This is a genomic window from Streptococcus sp. zg-86 (genome assembly GCF_017639855.1).
Lineage (GTDB): Bacteria > Bacillota > Bacilli > Lactobacillales > Streptococcaceae > Streptococcus > Streptococcus zhangguiae.
The window spans coordinates 1,405,441-1,424,782 of sequence record NZ_CP072115.1; the positions used below are offsets into that span (position 1 = coordinate 1,405,441).

Annotated in this window: 17 protein-coding genes and 1 pseudogene; 3 read left to right on the plus strand and 15 right to left on the minus strand. The window is 40.6% G+C overall.

The window, feature by feature from the left end; all coding sequences use genetic code 11:
• The first annotated feature begins 79 nt into the window (after positions 1–79).
• A complete protein-coding gene (locus J5M87_RS06715) occupies positions 80–976 on the plus strand; it encodes an ATP-binding cassette domain-containing protein (protein WP_154608419.1) in 897 nt (298 codons plus the stop codon).
• A complete protein-coding gene (locus tag J5M87_RS06720; RefSeq protein WP_154608420.1) occupies positions 963–1,658 on the plus strand; it encodes an ABC transporter permease in 696 nt (231 codons plus the stop codon). The genes J5M87_RS06715 and J5M87_RS06720 overlap by 14 nt, the downstream gene beginning before the upstream one ends.
• 863 nt (positions 1,659–2,521) lie before the next feature.
• On the opposite strand, the gene J5M87_RS06725 is transcribed toward J5M87_RS06720, so the two are convergent.
• Positions 2,522–3,685: an MFS transporter gene (locus J5M87_RS06725; RefSeq protein WP_154608422.1), complete on the minus strand. Its 1,164-nt coding sequence runs from the start codon at positions 3,683–3,685 to the stop codon at positions 2,522–2,524.
• 185 nt (positions 3,686–3,870) lie between these two features.
• Between J5M87_RS06725 and J5M87_RS06730 the strand changes: the two genes are divergently transcribed.
• Positions 3,871–5,019 (plus strand): cobalamin-independent methionine synthase II family protein, encoded by a 1,149-nt coding sequence (locus J5M87_RS06730; protein ID WP_154608423.1) that lies wholly within the window; start codon positions 3,871–3,873, stop codon positions 5,017–5,019.
• Between the two features lie 64 nt (positions 5,020–5,083).
• Here J5M87_RS06730 and J5M87_RS06735 read toward each other — a convergent pair whose 3' ends face one another.
• The 14 genes and pseudogenes from J5M87_RS06735 to J5M87_RS06800 all read right to left on the minus strand — a co-directional run bounded on the left by J5M87_RS06735 (position 5,084) and on the right by J5M87_RS06800 (position 19,192).
• On the minus strand, positions 5,084–6,439 hold the full coding sequence (locus J5M87_RS06735) for a sensor histidine kinase (protein WP_160463257.1): 1,356 nt from the start codon (positions 6,437–6,439) through the stop codon (positions 5,084–5,086).
• Positions 6,439–7,092 carry a response regulator transcription factor gene (locus J5M87_RS06740; protein WP_154608424.1) on the minus strand — a complete coding sequence of 218 codons (654 nt, stop codon included), beginning with the start codon at positions 7,090–7,092 and terminating at the stop codon, positions 6,439–6,441. The genes J5M87_RS06735 and J5M87_RS06740 overlap by 1 nt, the downstream gene beginning before the upstream one ends.
• Positions 7,093–7,291: 199 nt before the next feature.
• Positions 7,292–7,915 carry an ABC transporter ATP-binding protein gene (locus tag J5M87_RS06745; RefSeq protein WP_154608425.1) on the minus strand — a complete coding sequence of 208 codons (624 nt, stop codon included), beginning with the start codon at positions 7,913–7,915 and terminating at the stop codon, positions 7,292–7,294.
• Between the two features lie 10 nt (positions 7,916–7,925).
• Positions 7,926–9,293 (minus strand): ABC transporter permease, encoded by a 1,368-nt coding sequence (locus J5M87_RS06750; RefSeq protein ID WP_154608426.1) that lies wholly within the window; start codon positions 9,291–9,293, stop codon positions 7,926–7,928.
• A 27-nt stretch (positions 9,294–9,320) separates the two neighbouring features.
• Positions 9,321–10,589, minus strand: a complete 1,269-nt coding sequence (locus J5M87_RS06755; RefSeq protein WP_154608427.1) for an ABC transporter permease — start codon at positions 10,587–10,589, stop codon at positions 9,321–9,323.
• A gap of 684 nt (positions 10,590–11,273) precedes the next feature.
• Positions 11,274–11,837: a TMEM175 family protein gene (locus J5M87_RS06760; protein ID WP_160463256.1), complete on the minus strand. Its 564-nt coding sequence runs from the start codon at positions 11,835–11,837 to the stop codon at positions 11,274–11,276.
• Between the two features lie 3 nt (positions 11,838–11,840).
• The gene (locus J5M87_RS06765) at positions 11,841–12,893 is read right to left on the minus strand and encodes an LLM class flavin-dependent oxidoreductase (protein WP_154608428.1); all 1,053 of its coding nucleotides are present in this window, start codon (positions 12,891–12,893) and stop codon (positions 11,841–11,843) included.
• A gap of 3 nt (positions 12,894–12,896) precedes the next feature.
• Positions 12,897–13,034: a hypothetical protein gene (locus J5M87_RS06770; RefSeq protein WP_154608429.1), complete on the minus strand. Its 138-nt coding sequence runs from the start codon at positions 13,032–13,034 to the stop codon at positions 12,897–12,899.
• Complete coding sequence (locus tag J5M87_RS06775) at positions 13,031–13,687, minus strand: DsbA family oxidoreductase (RefSeq protein ID WP_154608430.1); 657 nt, start codon at positions 13,685–13,687, stop codon at positions 13,031–13,033. The genes J5M87_RS06770 and J5M87_RS06775 overlap by 4 nt, the downstream gene beginning before the upstream one ends.
• Positions 13,688–13,797: 110 nt before the next feature.
• Positions 13,798–14,121 (minus strand): hypothetical protein, encoded by a 324-nt coding sequence (locus J5M87_RS06780; RefSeq protein WP_154608431.1) that lies wholly within the window; start codon positions 14,119–14,121, stop codon positions 13,798–13,800.
• Positions 14,118–15,038, minus strand: a complete 921-nt coding sequence (gene trxB / locus J5M87_RS06785; protein ID WP_154608432.1) for a thioredoxin-disulfide reductase — start codon at positions 15,036–15,038, stop codon at positions 14,118–14,120. The genes J5M87_RS06780 and trxB overlap by 4 nt, the downstream gene beginning before the upstream one ends.
• Positions 15,039–15,047: 9 nt before the next feature.
• Positions 15,048–15,365: pseudogene (trxA, locus tag J5M87_RS06790) on the minus strand (thioredoxin); the annotation flags it as partial.
• A gap of 263 nt (positions 15,366–15,628) precedes the next feature.
• A complete protein-coding gene (locus J5M87_RS06795) occupies positions 15,629–16,288 on the minus strand; it encodes an ArsR/SmtB family transcription factor (protein WP_154608434.1) in 660 nt (219 codons plus the stop codon).
• Positions 16,289–16,435: 147 nt separating this feature from the next.
• On the minus strand, positions 16,436–19,192 hold the full coding sequence (locus tag J5M87_RS06800) for a GAG-binding domain-containing protein (protein WP_154608543.1): 2,757 nt from the start codon (positions 19,190–19,192) through the stop codon (positions 16,436–16,438).
• Between the last annotated feature and the right edge of the window lie 150 nt (positions 19,193–19,342).

Here is a 19,342-nt window from a genome sequence, read left to right on the forward strand (position 1 = left end):
AGATATGTAATAAAATCTATTTCAGTTAAAAAATAGTATACCATAGTTCTAGTTTAATAGAAATTGGAAAGGAGACAACATGTCCACACTTTTAGCCTTACAATCCTTAACAAAACAGTATGCCTCTCAAAAGGCTGTCAACCACATTTCCTTCTCCATTCAAAAAGGGGAAATCTGTGGTCTTGTCGGAGAAAATGGAGCAGGAAAGACGACTCTTTTGCGAATCCTCTCTGGTCTAATCGCACCAACATCCGGTGAAATTTTTTCATCCCAACCCTATCGCATCGGTGCACTCATTGAATCACCTGCTCTGCAACCAAATCTCTCAGCGGAAGGAAATCTTCACTATATTGCCCTACAACTAGGATTAAAAAATAGACAGCAGATTATTGAAGAAACTCTTGAAATAGTTGGTCTCCAAGAGGTTGATCCACACAAGAAAGCTAAGGATTTTTCCCTTGGTATGCGGCAAAGACTAGCGATTGCTATGGCTATCTTGGATCGTCCAGATTTTCTCATTCTCGATGAACCTATCAACGGCTTAGACCCCGCAGGTATCCGAGATATGCGAAATATCATTCTTACTCTACGTGAACAGTACAACATGACTATTTTAATCTCTAGCCATATCTTATCAGAATTAGAATTAGTCGTAGATCGATATATTATCATGCATAAAGGGAAAATCTTACGACAATTTTCAAAAACAGAACTCCAACAAGAACTAGAAGAAAAACTCTATCTAGCAACAACTAATCTTGAAGCAACTAAAATTCTTCTGCAAAAACAAGACATTTCGTTCCAAGAAGAAGATGATTACCTCATTCTTCCAAAGGAGACAGAGATTATGTCCCTCATAGCACAGCTAATTCACGAACATATTGAACTAAAAGCAATTTTCAATAAGAAAATCGCTTTTGAAAACTACTATCTACAACTCATTCAAGAAGGAGAATCTAGCAATGAATTATCTTAAAGCAGACCTTTATCGTATCCTAAAAGAAAGAAAACTGATTTTATCCCTTTCAATCCTAATTGCCTTATCACTACTATCTGCCTTTTTACTCAGCAGTAGCCCTTCAAAGGAGGATTCCTATAGCCTAATTCAGCTCTTGACACAGTTTCTTCCACTCTTTTTTCTTGCTCCTACAAATCTCCTATTTGGAGAAGATTTCCATCACCGAACAATTAACAATCTCATTGTCAAAAAACAAAAACGAAATGCTATTTTTCTCTACAAAATTCTCACAAATCTTGTTATCAACCTACTATACATCCTTTTTGCTTACACTCTAGCACTTCTCATGCGTATTCTTCTAGGAGGCGAAGTTGATATCACAACTAGTCGGTCGATTTTTATTCACCAACTCCCTCTTTACATCTGCATTATCCTACTCTCTTCTACCCTCTTTATCGCCTTTAAGAAAATCAATCAGTCCTATCTTTCCTTTATTCTCATCGTTCTCCTGTTCGATAATGTTCTTCATCTGATTACAAATAATCTTCTTCATATTTCTATTCCCAATGACATTTTCTTATTTCGCGCTTTACAAAATATGGATACAAATTGGACTGCTAGCACAATCATCGCTTGCTTTTTTACAATTATCTACCTTATAAGTAGCTATCACTTATTCAAAAAGAAAGAATTGAAATAACTTCAGAGGCTGGGACAAACCTCCATTGTGACTTCGTCCTTACCCACAAAAGAATGTAATCTGGGAAGAGTACGTATAAAAAAATGAGTGTGAACATTATAATATAAAAAAGCTGAGCAAAGCTCTTCAAATAGTAAAAACACATAAGATCATGTTCTCTGAACCTTGATTTTATGTGTTTTTTTATATTTTGACTCAAAACTGAGCTTGTCCCAACCTCTTTTTCATTTCTACAAGATAAGAGCGTAACGGATTCTATTCTATCCATTTCTTTTTTATTCGCCTATAAATTGAACCGAAAAAGTGGAACAAACTCCTTAACATAAAGCAAAGGAAGAAAAGCACTAGGAGCCCAAACAGCCTTGCTAGATTCATCACATCAAGCAAAAAAAGATGCCAACCAACTACAATCAGGAGAACAAGGACCCACCTCACTCCCCAGCTAAGCTTTCGTTTAATGACCCACTCTAAAAAGTCTTCTCCTGCATGGCTTCTTGTTTCTTGATATTCTTCTTTGATTTTGTTGATTTTTCCCATTGCGCTATCCATTTGTCTACCCTCACACTATGAAACTATCCAAAACACAAGCAACAAAGCCCTTACAGGATCGTATTCTTTTCTTACTATTATATCCTACTTCAATGGCTCGGTCAATTATTTTCAGAAAATTCTGTTCTTTTAGTTGAGCCAATCAGCACATCAAGCCTTACCCCTACTGACTGCTGTATAGTGGATTGATACTCGTCAAAAATCAAACTCTGATGTCGTTAACTCGCCTTGCTGAACGATGTCCTAACCTTTATGCAATTCACTATAATACGTAAAAACTGCTGGACGGAAGATCCAACAGTTTCTTCTTTTCATCACACAATCACATCTTCTTTTTCAATCAAGAAAATCGTGACTATCATGCCAAGTGTGACAAGCAGTAGACTGATAATCAGGGGTACCCAAGAAGCTGCAATCGAATAGCTATACCCTAAAACAGCAGGTCCTATCGCTGCAATGAGATAGCCTCCGGTCTGAACCATCCCTGATAAGCGAGCCGTTGCTTGACTATTACTAGTTTTTAGGGACAGCGACAACATCATGTAAGGGAACAAAGCACTGACAGATAAGCCGAGCAAGAGATGAATAATCAACCACATGATAAAGGTTGTTGGTGTGAATAACATCAGGACGAGACCCATTAGGGTTAGGCAAGATAAGCCAGTCATCATGATTGCTCGTTGCTCTTTTTTCAGGCGTGAGACAATTCCAGGAATCACCATGGAAACAGGTATACTCACCAAACTAAAAATCCCAGCTAAAAATCCTGCCTGAGCTTGAGCTAAACCTGCGGTTTGTGCCATCGTTGGCAACCATGTCAACTCGGTGTAAAAGAGCATGGATTGCAGACCACTAAAGACTAGAAAAATGACCGCATACTTGTTCTTCCAAAGCGATGAAGTTGCCATTACTTCTGTTTGGGCAGTATGATGATTCTGTCGCATATTTGGGAGCCAAAACAGAAAAGCTAGTCCGACAAAGCCTGTCACCAAGATGATAAAGAAAGACCATGATGTTGCTGCCACAATGGGAACAGCCACCATTGATGCTACCGTAGACATGAGCCCCATCATCGTAATGTATAGGGTGGTATATAGACCAATCTTATGCGGAAAACTGGCTGCAACGATACTGGGCAATAAGACATTAATCATAGCAATGGTTGCCCCTACTAGAATCGTTCCCAAATACAAAAAAGGAAGATTGACAATCCGCAACAGCGAGCCGATTGCCATAGTGAGTAAGACCCCACTCATCAACCGCTCCATGCCAAAGCGATTGGCTACTTTCGGAGCGATAGAAGAGCAGAGAGCAAACATGAGAAGCGGAATAGAAGTAAGAAGCCCCAACTCACTGACCGACACTCCCAAGCTACTTGCAATATCTGTTAAAATCGGAGGAATGGCTGTAATCGGCACGCGCATCACCGCTCCTAACATCACAATTCCTACTGCAACAAAGACTGATTGTTTCTTCATGTAAACCTCATTTTTCTAGCTGTCATTTTAGTCATTATACCATATTTCAAGGGAAGAAAATAGGCTAGAAGGGCATTCCCATAAGATATAGCTTTCGACTATAGCATTTCTTTCAAAATAACTATTTTTCATTTTCATCTACTTTCGATAGAATAAAAACATCAACGAGAAATGGAGAAATGAACATGACAAGATCAAGATTTCAACTCGTAGGCTCTCTCCTACGTCCAGCTGATTTACGGGACTACAAGACGCAAATCGAGCACCGTGATGACATCAACTATCCTTTCTATCAAGATTTTCCAGGCTACCAAGAAACGGAAACTAAGGATATCAAAGCAATTATTGCTGAACAAAAGGAAAATGGCATTGACATCGTGACAGACGGTGAATATTCAAAATCAATGTGGCATCTTGACTTTATCTGGGGTTTCAAAGGAATCGAGCGCTATATCGCAGAACATGGTTATACCTTTAAGGATCATGACGGTGGCCATTTTGAAACACGTAAGGATATCGGTATCCGCATTACGGAAGAATTATCTGGGAAAAACCACCATTTTATCGACATTTATAAATTGGTCAAAGCTGAAGCAGGAGATACTGCAACAAAACTAACCGTCTGGGGACCTGCTCATGCCTTTACTGAACTATCTGTCTTCGACCGCCTATATGGAGAAGGGCAGATTTACCCAACAGCAGAGGCATTACAAGCTGGAGTTGTCAAGGCCTACAAAGAATTTCTTGAAGATTACAAGACCGCTGGTGGTAAGATTATCCAATTCGATGACTGTCTCTGGGAATTATTTGATGAAAACAACCCAGCTAGCTTCTTTGCTGACGGCAATGCTGCTCTGTCTGATTTGGCAGATTCCTTTGTCGCTCTCAACAATGAGGTAGTCGATTTCGCTCATGAACTTGGCTTGACAGTTTGGACTCACAACTGCCGTGGAAACTACGAAAGCCGTCATGCAGCTGGTGGTACCTATGAAGCTATCGCTCAAAAATTCCTCCGTGATCAACACTATGACCGCTTCTTCCTTGAGTGGGATGACGAGCGTGCTGGAGATTTAAAAGCACTTGAAAGCCTCAAAGATTCCAAAGCTGAAATCGTCTTAGGCCTCCTCTCTAGTAAGACAAACACCCTCGATGATGAAGAACGGGTCTACCAATTACTCGAGCAAGCTAGTCAAATCATTCCAAAAGAACGCCTCTACCTTTCTCACCAATGCGGCTTTGCCTCATGTGATTCTGGAAATGAATTGTCTACTGCTGAACAATGGGCTAAAATCAAGCAAGGGCAAGAGATTGCAGAAAAATTCTGGGCAAACTAAAATTCCCACTATAACATACGAAAAGCATAGAAATTTGTCTGTTTCTATGCTTTTCTTCTATCCTCTAAAAGAAAATGCTAAAGCGCATCCACTTCTCATCAATTGCTTCAAAACGGTAGGTCAACTGGTGCTGATCTAAAATCTGCTGCACAATAAAGAGACCTAGTCCCGTTCCACCGTCCTTGCGACTACGACTGTAATCCGGTCGATAAAAGGGTTGGAAAATCTGTTTGATTTGCTCCTCGCTTAAGATTTTTTCTGCCTCATTTTCAATAATCAACTGCTGTTGGTCTACGGATAAGTGAATGTCTCCCCCAGCTTTTGTATAATGAAAGGCATTATCTAAAATATTCTTGATTGCCTTGAGTAAATAAGTTTGATTGCCTTCTATCTCTACTGGTAAAATCTTTGCGACAAATCGATAGCCCTGTACAGTAGCCAAGGTCTGGTAAAATCCAACCTGCTCATCTAGGACATCTGATAAGGAAAAGACACTGGTTTGTTCTTCTACATCCTGCATCTCTAATTTGGAAATCGCTAGAATCGATTGGACAAGCTGCGATTGCTCTTCCAGCATTTCACGGCATTTTTTGAGGTATTTGTCCCGATTCTTAAAATCGCCAATCCCATAAATCATACCGTCTACAATACCAAGCATACCTGCAATCGGTGTCTTAAGTTCATGCGAGGTCATCCGTAAAAATTCTGCCTTGCTTCGCTCACTTTCTGCGACTTTCTCGTTTTCTAGTCGCAAGGCTTCCATATGACGCAAGAGACTTTCATAGAGTGTATTGACATCCTGCGCTAAATCAGCAATTTCATCATTTCCATTGACTTGACAGAAAACATCTGGGGATAGGCTCACCATTTTTCGGGTTGTGGCAGAAATTTGCTTGAGACGTTTGGTCGAAATTCGACTATAGATAAAGGACAGAACGACTCCTAGACACAGAGAAAAGAGCAATAAATAAGGTGATAACTCAAACAGCACCTGACTGGCGTCCGAAACGGGTTGTAGAGAATATTCGCCTTCTAAAGTATAATTTTGACCGTCCGCATCTGTGATGACTTCTTTTAATTGGGCACGCTCATTATCTGCCACAATAAAGGGGCTGACTTGAACTGCTATCCCCTCATCCGAGGCCTCTATCTTTGGATAGTAGAGTTTTCCTGTCGCATCCGATAAAGCATACCACATACGCAGATTCTTTTTATCGTAATAGGTGAGAAGAGCCTCGATTTCCTCTTCGGATTTCCCTTGAATGCTTTGGGAAACTTGGCTAAATTCCTGCGTTACTTCTGCTGTTTTCACTGATTGGTAGTAAATCGGCATGACAAAATACAAAGTTGTCAGCAAAGTCGTTACGACAACAAAGACCATGCCACTTGTTAAGAGAAAGTGTTTTTTAGCAATTTTCACTAGTCATCTCTCCCCAACTGATACCCCATACCGGTGATGGTCACCAAAGGAATACCTGGTATCTTCTTCCGAATATTCTTAATGTGGTTATCTAGAACTCGCGTATCTAATTCGCTATAACCCCAGATAACATCCATCAGCTGCTCTCTGGTCACAAGGTGGTACTTGCGTTTGGCGAGGGTTTCGATCAGCTCATACTCTGTCTTTGTCGGAGACATTTTTTCCCCTTTCCAATAAACAGTACAATCTTCTAAGGATACGCGTAAGTCATCAATGATAATTTCAGAATAGGTGATGGAACTACGTAAAACATTTTCAATTCGTTTCATCAAAATTAAGGGCGAAAACGGTTTAGTCACATAATCACTGATTAAATGGTTGAAGCTGACGAGCTGAGTGTATTCATCATCAAGAGCTGTCAACATCATCACTGGTACCTGAGAAGTTTTCCGGATTTCTTTCAACACATCTAGACCACTGATAGTTGGCAGCATAATATCTAAGAGGATCAAGTCAAAGCTGTCTTGCTCAAAATAATTTAGGGCTTCTTTTCCATCTACTGCTGCCTTCACTTGGTACCCATGTTCTTTTAAAAATTCACAAATAACTTGGTTGATAGTTGCATCGTCTTCCACCACTAAAATTTTGTACATTCTTGCTCTCCTTTTCCTACTCTAATAGCTTTTTGTGAAAAAAGTTCCTTCTTTATTATACACTAGTTTCAAGGAAGTTTCTGTTCGTGAATCAAAAAACAGACAAAGTACAGATAACCTATTTTCCTATTTCTTGCATAAGAGTACTGGCTGAATCGTTTCCCACCATTCAGCCAGATTTTTTCTTTTTTTATTTCTATCAGCGAAACTGGCCATTGCGTAAAGTCAACTGCACATCTGCCATACTGGCCAAGACCTTGCTATGGGTCACCATAATGACACATTTCTTCTCCTCATGGGCAATGGTTTTTAGATGATCTACAATATCGATTGCAATGTCTTCATCCAAATTACCAGTCGGTTCATCTAGTAGCATGACGTTAGCACCAGAAACGAGGGAACGGGCAATAGCTACCCGTTGCTGCTGCCCACCTGATAATTGTAGGATATTCCGATGAATCTGCTCTTGGGACAAGCCCAAATTGAGCAAGACCTGTGGAGCAGCTTTTTTATTCACTAAGCGAATATTTTCCAAAGGAGTAAGATAGTCTAGCAAGTTGTAATTTTGAAAAACCAAGGATACATGGTTTCTGCGATAGGCTTGATAACCAATTTCTCGGACATCTTGCCCATCTAGCAATACCTGACCTGAGGTTGGCTTGTCTAGTCCTGCTAACAGCGATAATAAGGTGGTCTTTCCAGTTCCTGAATGGCCGACAATGGAATAAAAAGTCCCTTCTTCAAATTGGTAATTCAAGTTTTGAAAGACGGATTGCTGACTAATACTTGCATAGGTATAGGATAAATCTTTAATCGCTAACATACTCTTCTCCTTATGAAATCTTCGTTAAAATATCTTTTGGCTTATAAGACATCAGCGGTATGCTTGCAATGAGAATACCGACTACAATCAAACCAGCACATACGACCAACATCTGAGACAATTCTCTTGGTGTGAATTGTACTTGGAAATGCTTGACGGTTTGCATAATCAAGTCCGTCTGGCTATCTGCACCAAGACTATAGCCTCCTAGCTGTTTCAATATATCAGCGCGTACTGTTTTGGCAACAGAGTCCACCGTCTGGTTGGCAAACGATTGTCCCAGCATTTGTCCTAAGAGACTAGCAACCGCAAAAGCCGGAAGGGCTAAGAGAATATTTTCAAGGATATGCTGAGCCATAATATCCCATTTTGAACGACCAAGCGCTAGGAGTACACCCGATTCACGTAAACGACTTTGACTATTAAAAATCAAGAGCAAGATGAGTACGATAGCGCTTGTGATAATTGTCCCAATCAAGAGCCGTTTGACCGTCTTTTGCAAGAGAACAATACTCCGATTATAGGATTTTAGAGCAGGATTTTGCTCGGTTAATTGATAATTTTGCCAGTTAACCGTATCAACTGTCTGCTTAATATTGGCAATAAATGCCTTGGTGTCTGCCGATTTTTTCAAGGTATAGGTTGCTTCACTATAGAGGGTTTTTCCTGTTTCAAAACCAAATAATTCACTGGCTAATGTCGTATCGGATAAGAGAGTATTAGAAACTAATTCATCACTATAGTTAGGTCTATTGAAGGTTTTTCCTTTGAAAATTCCAATGATTTCTGCTTGAATTGGTGTCTTATCTGTCCCAATATAGCGAATCGGGTCACGACCAAGTGTCAACTGATCTCCCACTTTTAACTGGTTATGCTTGGCAAAATCTTCGTGGACAATCACCTTGTGCTTGTCTCCTGCTGTGATATGTCGACCACTGACAAGACTGAGCATGCCGGTTGTAAACCGATTATCCTTCTCACTGGTCGAAATCCCTTCAACATTGACCACTGTTTCAAGATTTCCAGGACGATAATCCCCTTCGCTCGTTCCAATAGGGACAGGTTTTGCATTTTCTAAACTAGCAAAGGATGAAACGGATGAAACAAAGCTCTCCACATCTGGATGATGACCAATTTCTTGCAGCGCTTTTTCGGATAATTCTCCTGATCCATACCCATCTCCAACAAAAATGTTGCTGGCAGATAATGTAACTGTCTGGGCAATATTATTTTTTTCAATCACCTTTCCCGACATAGATTTGGATAGGGCCATGACTGCCACTAAGGAGCTAGCAACTGTGGCAAAGAGGAAAAAGGTAACCAGATTTCTGACTGTTTTTCGTCGTAAATAATACAACGCTCTCGTAATAAATGACATGATTTCTCCTTTGTATCTTCATGTAGCTTATGACATCATTGTAAATATTTTTTTCGGTGAATACCGAAGTAGTGACAAACAAGAAACAAGTACTGCTCCCACAGACAAGCCTAACACACTACCAACAATCAAGAGTATATCAAGAGGCGCAAGACGGATAGGATGAGAAAGTAGTTCTTTTACATAGTGATGGTTTGCCAAGAAAACAGCTGGTAACCATTCGCCATTATCGGCATTCTCGTAACTTGTTTTCAGCATATCGTTTAGCAAGACTTCCCTTAATGGAGGAAGCAACAGGTTTGTCACCGTTAGACCAATCATCAAAGTAATACTTGCCAGAATCAGTACTTCAAGCACATACTGGAGTAGGATTTCCATCCGACTTTTACCTAGCGATTGTAAAACCCCAATCTCCAATTGCCGACCCTTCATCCATAAATGAAGGAAAAAGAGAAGAACGAGGTGACTAAGTACAATGGTTCCCCATAGAATCCATTTGAGAAGACCTTGCTGGCTATTCAAGGTTTTTAAGAACAGTTGAATACTGGTATTTTGTGTTAATTGATAGTCTTTTAGTTCTGTTCCTGCCTGCAGGCAAGCTCTAGCCTGTGTCATATTTGCTTCATTTTTAGCATGATAAATACTGGTATGGTAGCTATACTGAGGATTCAATTGCGTAAGAGTCTTTCTTGTCGTTAAAATAGTATGTTCAAGTGTATCGCTTTCCCTATTCGCAAAGGGAGAATGTTTGGTCTTAAATATGCCCTCAATCCGTAAGGCTAGCTTTTGACCTGTTGTTGATGTGATTGAAATAGTATCTCCTACAGCAAGATGATAGCGATTAGCAAGATTACGACTAATGAGAGCCTCACTACCACTGTTTTCATTTAAAAAAGTTCCTGCTTCCAATACCAATTCCTTATTGAATAATTGGCTTTTTTCAAAGAAGTCTTGATTGACTAAACTATAAACCCTTGTTTGTTCAGATTCAGTCTCTCCAATTGTCACTTCTTCTGAAATCAAATGATAAGCTATCAGATGATTTTCAGACACAACTTCTTCAAAATAGGTTCGGCTTGCAGGATTCACTTGTGCGGCTGGAATATCCCTCAATCTTGTCACAAGAGATTGGTGTAGTTGACTATCTGATAAACGCTTGCTATCTTGATTTAATGATGAATTTAGGCTAATCAGTAGGCTTAGGGCAATACTAATAAATAAAAGAAACACGGTTAAAATAGCGGTTTTAACCGGATGACGCTTAAGATACAATCTCGCACGGGTAAAGGAATTCATCTCTTCTCCTTTCTGACTCAAAAATTCACAATGGGTTTAATTCTTATAATGTATGATGAGAAAATGGTAAAAGAAATAAACGGAGGGCGGGATTACCCCTACTTAAAATTAGCCCAGTCTAACTTCCCTATCTCCATTTTCTATCCTAGTCTCAGTATAACAAACACCTATCTTCTTTCTCTATCGGTCACCTATTTTTTCTCTACGTTTTCTTTTCTTCTACCCCCTCCTATCCTTTTTTCAGACCCATTCCGACAAATTTTTAGAAAATCCAGAAATATCACATTTTTTTATTTTCCTCAACAAAAAACAGACCTCAAAAGAAGTCTGTCCAGAATGTAGATAAACCTCACAATTCAGAAAACATTACAATGATATTTCATTTTCTGTAGTTTTAAGGTTAGAAAATTTACGAGCGTAGCGAGCACAATACCGCCACCACCGCCGTGCTAAAAGTGGGAGTGAGACAGAAGTCGTGATTTCGTTGAAATCGATTATCCTCGCTCCTTTGTTTCTAGGCTCGGGCTAAAATAATCCACTGGATTATTTTACTCCGAAGGAAGTCGCTGATGTCCGAAAGCACATAAGGATGGTGGCAATAAAAAGACTTTTTCTTCAAGCTGAACAGACCTCAAAAGAAGTCTGTCTAATATGCCGACAGAAACATGTTCGTTGCCTTTAACATTATTTCCGATCACTCAAAAATCCGTAGATGACATTGACAATCATAAGTAAGGGACCAAAGGGAATCAGAGGAGGAAGCAAATAACCCACAAGCAAAATAACTAGTAACTGAATCGCATAGAGCTTCGCCCAGCGGTAGGGAATTCGTTTATCGTCCAAGGAAAGTTGTCTGGAAGTTGATTTCAACAAGACGGTGGTCATGATGACCCAGGCGACATCCCACAATCCTAAGATAAGGATATAAAATAAGAGGGCAGAAAAACTACCAGAGTATTGACCAACAGCTCTCGTTGCTAGGGGCACCAAGCTGGCCGTTAAGAGCCAGACACTATTTGCGACAAAAACACGAAAAGTCATCTGATCCAGCAATTGAAAGAGCTCGTGATAGTATAGCCAAACGGTCATAATCTGCAAGAAACTGGCGATGTAGACGAAGACCATAGGGAGAATACCCACAAAGCCAGAGAGTGTTAATTCTTGTGGTAATTGCAATTCTAACGCCATAATCGTGACAATAATAGCCAAAATAGCGTCTGAGAAGGCTTCAATTCGTTTTTTATCCACTGATTATCCCTCGCTATTCTCTTTCTGAATGACCTTAGCTAACAACTCATACGACTTCGCTTGGGCTGTTTGGTCATAAATGAAACTATTGGCCATGATTTCATCCATCTGCACACGACTGTGTAATTGGGCAATTTGACGAGCTACGGTATCTGGACTTCCAACCAAGGTGACAGCCGACATTTGTTGCACAATCGCTTTTTCTCTTCGGATGAGGGAATCCTTTGTAAAAGCTACCGGCCCAAAGTGAGGAACTTTTTCCGCAGCGACATAATGCCGCCAAACGTCGTCCTCGCTCGCCTTAGGAGGCTGTAATCCTTTCTGGGCATTGGTCACGATACTCAAGAAGGTCTGAGTCTGGCTGGTCGCTAAAACCTTTGCCTCCTCATCTGTTTCAGCAAGAATGGCATTTAAAGCTAGGATAAGGTACGGTTTATCCAAGTAGGAAGAAGGTGTAAATTCCTGCCTGTAAATCCGAATCGCCTCTTCCATAGCTGCTGGTGCAAAATGCGCCGCAAAAACATAGGGGCGTCCCAGTTTAGCAGCCAAATGAGCAGAATCCGTACTTGAACCTAAGATATAAAATGGTACATCCAACCCTGCAGCCGGGTAGGCATGGACAGATGAGCTATCTTTAAAATAGGACTCCAATTCTGCCAAATCCGTTTCAAAATCTGGATTAAGATTATCCGAACGCCGTAACGCTTGTGCTGTTTGCATATCTGTCCCCGGCGCTCGTCCCAAACCCAAATCGATTCGCTTTGGATACAGGGTTTCAAGCGTTCCATATTGCTCCGCAATCAGATAAGGGCTGTGATTAGGAAGCATGACACCACCTGAACCTACTCTGATAGTGTTCGTCTGCGACAGCGTATGCTGGATTAACAGTTGCGTTGCACTACTAGCGATGGTTTTGCTATTGTGATGTTCGGCAATCCAATACCGCTTATAGCCAAAACCTTCTAATTGTTGAGCCAGCTCAACCATATCCTCTATCGCTTCGTGAAAATTCTGGCCCGACCGCAACGGCACCAAATTTAAGGCTGATAACTCCATCCTTTAGTCCTTTCTTTCATTGAAATTATCTGCATTTTCCTGCTGTAAACCTGTATCTATCATGCAGCCATCAACTCCACAGACGAGCGAAGCGCCATTTTCACTCTCAGAACCCAAAAAGTCTATTTTCAATTCTTTCATTTTTTATTGTTTCCTTCTTCTGCTTGAACTTGTTTAAGGGCTGCAAGCATGTATTCATACGATTGTGCACCTGAAATACCATATTTATTATTCAGCACAAAGAAGGGCGCTCCTTGCACTCTAGCTTCTTGAGCTTCTAGGATATCTTGCTTGACAGCAGTGCTAAAGTCCGTTCCTTCAAGTAAAGCTGTCACTTCTTCTTGCGGTAAGCCCACTCCCTTTGCCGCTTCCAGTAAAACCGCTGTATCAGCAATCGAGGCATGCTCTTCAAAATAGAGTTGATAAAGTTTCGTGATAAGGCGATGATGCGTCTTTTTATCCAAACGACTTTCTGCCCATTTGATGAGACGGTGTGCTGAAAAGGTATTTGTCGGGATGGCTCCTGCAACATCTAGCTTGAGGCCTTCTTCAGCTCCCATTTCTGCCATGTGCTGAAACTGCATCCTTGCCTGCTCCTTAGTCATACCATGACTAGCCGCAAACTGCGTCAACATGGTTTCATCTGTTGCCAAAGGGGCATGAGGATTGAGTTGGTAAGCCTTCATTTTCAAATCATGAGGATCCAAGCCAACTGCTTCCATCGCACGTTTCATACGGCTTGCACCAATATAGCAAAAGGGACAAGCAATATCTGACCAATAACTAATTTCCATAAGGTTTCCTTTCTATTTATCACGATGCCTTTGTAAGCAAATTTTCTCAAACAAAGCCGACATAAGTTCAATTTTTGACAGATTGAGTTCTACCTCACTCCAACCATCTCCTATATCCCTAAACGAGATGGTTTGTCGTTTGTAGCGGGGCTTGTCGTGCCATATCCATACTCCTTCTTTGTCACTAAGTGGCCTTTTTCAAAGATTAATAGGCTCGTCATAGAGGGATTGAGGGCATACAGAGACATCAACCTTGGCACTTGAAACAAATCCGCCTGATACAGTGGCAAGCCCTTCTCCTTGGCTAAAGCAAGAAGCACTCCTTGCTCTACTGATGCAATACTGCACTGATTGGGAGACACAAGGAGGGCTAGGTGCCCCATTTCCTGTAAGAGTTCGTCCAGTTCTAGGCTAGACGTGATGGTCTTTATCATTTATTTTCAATAAATTCTAAGGTATCCAAGGCTGCGACTGCACCACTGGCTGCTGCAGTAACGGCTTGCTGGTACTTAGAATCTTGAACATCACCAGCAGCAAAAATCCCTGGCACAGAAGTCTTAGAAGTCCCTGGCTGCGTCTGAATATAGCCTTTGGCATCCAATTCTAGTTTTCCTCCCAGAAATTCCGTATTTGGATGATGACCAATTGCTACAAAAAGCCCATCTGCCTTGAGGTGTCTAACCTCACCAGTCGCATTATCCCGAATATCTAGCCCCGTCATTCCCATCATGTCTGAATGAACCTTAACTGGAGTTGCATTCAAGACCCAGTTAATCTCCTTATGACTTTTAGCTCGCTGTACCATGATATCAGACGCACGTAACTCATCTCTACGGTGGACAACTGTAACTTTAGAAGCAAAGCGAGTCAAATAGATAGCTTCTTCCATGGCAACGTCTCCACCACCAACGACAATAATTTCACGTTCCTTGTAAAAGAAGGCATCACACGTTGCACAGGCACTAACACCTTTACCGATTGCTTCTGCTTCCCCTTCAATTCCTAGGTAATTCGCAATTGAGCCAGTCGCAATAATAACAGCCTTGGTTTCCAGCATTTCGCCAGAATCAAGGTGCACTGTAAAAGGAGAGCTTTCTCCTTCGATTTTTTCAACGAAACCAAAGGTCATCTCTGTTCCAAAAGAGGCTGCTTGCTGACGCATATTTTTGACCAGTTCATTCCCGTCAATTCCCTTTTCAAATCCTGGATAATTCTCAACCAGAGTAGTCGTTGTGAGCTGACCACCTTCTGAATAGCCCGTAATCAATCGATTTTTAAGACCTGCTCGGCTAAGATAGATCCCCGCCGTATAGCCCGCAGGTCCTGAACCAATAATAATCGCATCGTACATTTGTTTCTCCTATAATTGACTTGAAATCTTCTCTGCCAATACCTTCTTTGGTTGGACACCAAGCGTAGCATCAACCGGCTTCCCATCTTTGAAAAGCACAAGGGTGGGAATGGAACGCACATTGAAGAGTTGGGCTAATTCTGGGGATTGATCCACATCCACCTTGGTCACACTCGCTCTTCCTTCAAATTCCTGAGCCAACTCTTCAACGATAGGCTCCATCATTTGGCAAGGAGGGCACCAGGTCGCACCAAAATCTACCAAGGTAACACCTGATTCAATTTCTTTTGCAAAGGTTTCGGTTGTTAATTGTTTTATCATCGTATTTTCTCCATTCTTTTTATTTAGTGACTGTTCTTCTCGTTCACATCTATCAACATCGTTTGTTCATTTTTCAAACTCTATTCAATATTTTTATTGAATAGCCCTTCCAAAATAATAGCTGACCGAATCGTCATCGACATCTATTCAACAATTCTATTGAATAGATACATTTTAACAAATCAAAAATAGAAATCAAGTATTTTGCTTAAAATATGAATAGACAAAAAATCAATTTGATGAATCCATCAAACTGACTATGTACTGTTTTAAAATTCTTCACGTTTGCCCCACTTCCAATCGGCGAAACTGCGATTAAGGCTAAAAGTAGGATAGCCTAAGGATTGCAGATCTTGTGCAGCCACATTTGCATAGCCACACTGGCGACCGCGACAATACACAATAATCGTTCGATCTTTTGGCAGCTGCGTTTTTTTCTGATGAAAGTCAGCCATTGGAAGATTGACTGCATGAGGAAGATGTCCTGCCTCAAACTCTTCTACAGGTCGCAGGTCCAATAAGAGCACATCTGGCTGCTCAGACAGCTCGACAGCTTCTTGCAGGCTAATTTGGCTCACACCAATCTCTCTGTCATACTCTGCTTCAATGGCCCGCACTTCGGCTAGCTGCTCCTCACCGACATCAAATAGTAATAAAATGAGTTGTGCTACTTTTGCCGAAGCAAGACTGTAACGAATAAAATTCCCTTGGCGGCTGGTAACAACTAGATTACTCTCTTTTAGGACTTGAAGGTGACGGGAAGTATTGGCCACCGACAGGCCTGTAGCAAGGGCAATTCCCTCTACTGGCTTGGGGCCTTGGGTCAAGAGATTTAAAATCTCAAGCCGTTTTTCACTCCCTAATCCCTTAGTCAATCGAGATAATTCCTTGTATAAGCTATTTTTGTAGTCTGTCATTTTCGCATTCATCTGCATCGCTCCTCAACTATTCAATGAAATAGTATACTATTTACTACTCCCTGTCAACTACTTCCTCTTTTGGAGTAGTCTAGTGCAATAAAAAGAAGGGGCAAAAATCATGTTCTGCCTCTTCTTTTTTAGGGGGGATAGAAGTGTTTAGTTTTTGCGTTTTCGAGTAAAGATTCCTACAAAGCCTGCTAAGGCTACTCCTATCAAAGAAGCCAGAGTAGGAACTTCATTGGTTTTTGGTAGGGTAGGTTTAACAGTTGATTGTGTTTGTTTCAACTCCACTGGTTTTTGGAATTCCCTATCTGAAGCTGCTTTCTGCTTTTCTGACAGTTGATCTACTGTTCCTGACGGATTAGGTTGTTCGAGATTCAACATTGGTTTTGTTGAAGTATTTGATTGAACTTCCTTCTCTCTTGGTTTGCTAGGCTTTCTTGTACCGCCCAACTCTAAGATTGGCTTTGTCGAAAATGCAGGAGCACCTGTTTCAAACTTCCCTTTTCTTGAAGAACCTTCTTTTGACATATCTTTTTCAGGAGTTACTTTTGGTTTAGCAGTATCTTCTGACCTAGATTGACGAGATGGATTATCTTGGTTTTGGGAATCGCTTTGTGGTTTCTCTTGTTGGGGTGCAACTTTAGATTGTTCTGGAATTTCTTGTTTTGGTGAAATAGGAGAATCAACTTTCGGTTTTGAATCTGACTGCGGCTTCTCTTGTTGAGGTGCAACTTTAGATTGTTCTGGAATTTCCTGTTTTGGTGGAATAGGAGAATCAACTTTCGGTTTTGAATCCGATTGTGGTTTCTCCTGTTGGGGTGCAACTTTAGACTGTTCTGGAATTTCCTGTTTTGGTGGAATAGAAGAATCAACTTTCGGTTTTGAATCTGATTGTGGTTTCTCTTGTTGGGGTGCAACTTTAGATTGTTCTGGAATTTCCTGTTTTGGTGGAATAGGAGAATCAACTTTCGGTTTTGAATCCGATTGTGGTTTCTCTTGTTGAGGTACAACTTTAGATTGTTCTGGAATTTCCTGTTTTGGTGGAATAGAAGAATCAACTTTCGGTTTTAAATCTGACTGCGGCTTCTCTTGTTGAGGTACAACTTTAGATTGTTCTGGAATTTCCTGTTTTGGTGGAATAGGAAAATCAACTTTCGGTTTTGAATCCGATTGTGGTTTCTCTTGTTGTGGAACTACTTTAGATTTATCTGGAATTTCCTGTTTTGGTGGAATAGAAGAATTCTCCTTGGTCTTAGCATCTGACTGGGGCAAATCTTTTTTAGGTGTTTCTTTTGGTTTAACTGTATCCGTTGGTTTTTGTTGAATAGGTTTCAATTCAAATTTCGGAACAAAACCTTGGTCGTTCGTCAGATTATCGTAACGTTTATTAAACTGTTCTTGCTTTGGATAGATATCCCTCTTAACATAGAGTGGAAAATCTGAAACTGTTCCATAGGGATAGAAAAACATATCTTTTAGAATCTCTTTCAAGCGTTCATCATCTGGAAACTTCTGCCGTTTTTGTTCCAATTCACGAGCAATTTTTTCAATCTCAGCAGAGGCTGCTAATTCTTTTATATTTCTAATAACGTTATCTGCTTGATGAGGATTCTTCGCTGCCATCTCTTCGTCCAATGTCTTCTCGAATGTTCTGATAAAAGCAACAGCATTTGGAGAGATTTCCTCCCATATTTTCATCTGTCCTTCAAAAATAGACGCATCTGTCAATCGTGGCAACCGATCCACAGCCTTTATCAATTCTTTGATTTTCTTTATGGTTTCCTTATGAGGAGCTTTGGCATCTTCTAGATTCTGTTTACGTGCTTGGCTGTAAATACGATCTAATCCACTCTCTGCACGCTCTTCTTCTATTTCATTACTAATATCACTACGGTGTTCCTTTGTCAAATATGGCAGCTTGTTTACCTGCTCTTGAATACTCTTGCGTTTCTCAAAAATAACCCTGTTCGCTGCAGCGGTACTCTCAGCTTCTACCAGCAAGCTATCAATTTCAGTTTCTGTATTAGCTGTTTCTACACGTGCTAAATAGTCTGACCGTTCATCAGGATAGAGATAGTCCATCCCTTTTATAGTTCCTTCAGCTTGTTTCTTTTCAGCTTGAACCTTTTGACGATTACTTATATCTTGCGTAGCCTCTTGCTTAATCTTATCAACTACTTCTGTAGTAGTTGCTTCATTAATCCTAGTAAAATAACCGCTTCTTATACTATTTGGTAACTCTTTCATTTTAGCAATTTCTCCAATTGCTTTTTTCTTATAAGCTCCCAATGCTGTCTTTTCTTTATCGGCTTGTAGCTCGGCTGCATACTCGGCATATAATTGTTTAGACAAGTTTTGAAGCGTCGTAAGGCTTGTTGCTGGATCACTTGCTAATACCCTAATTTGTTCAGCTCTCTCAGGATTTAGAACACTCTTTGCAGCTGTAATGTAGTTGCTTTTCACTTCCGCATAATCGCCGTCTACCTCAGTCTTGAACTCTTCCAATGTCTTGCCTATTGCTGCCTTGAACTGGGCTTCATTAGTGAATTGACTTAGAGTACCAACACGCTGTTGGTAGTAGGCCTTCCGATCATTTCTCACAGCAAGAGTCATTAACTCCATCACTTTTGGTTGAAGGTTAGCCAGTCTTGCTTGAAAGTTAGGATCTACTTGCTGCATTTCCACCTCCGTTTTCGGAGTTGCTTCATTTGGCATTACTTCCTCTGCCTGATTCGCAAAAGAAGTCCTCACCATTCCCTCTTCTGCTGGGACGTTGGATTCTGCTTGCTGCATTTCCATCTCCATTTTCGCAACTGGTTCAATTGCCTTTACTTCCTCTGCTTGGAGGGCTTGCGGTAGGGTTGAGATGATTGCAGCAGTCGCTGCTGCAGCATATAGTTGTTTTTTCATCGTTTGTATGCCTTTCTATTTTCTAAAGATAGGTCAAAAATATGACTACTATTCCCTGTTTCTGTCCCCATTATATAGAAAATAAGAGAGATAGACAAATCGAAACATATTTATATTTGTTTTGTGAAAAGCTTGATTTTTTATCTTTTT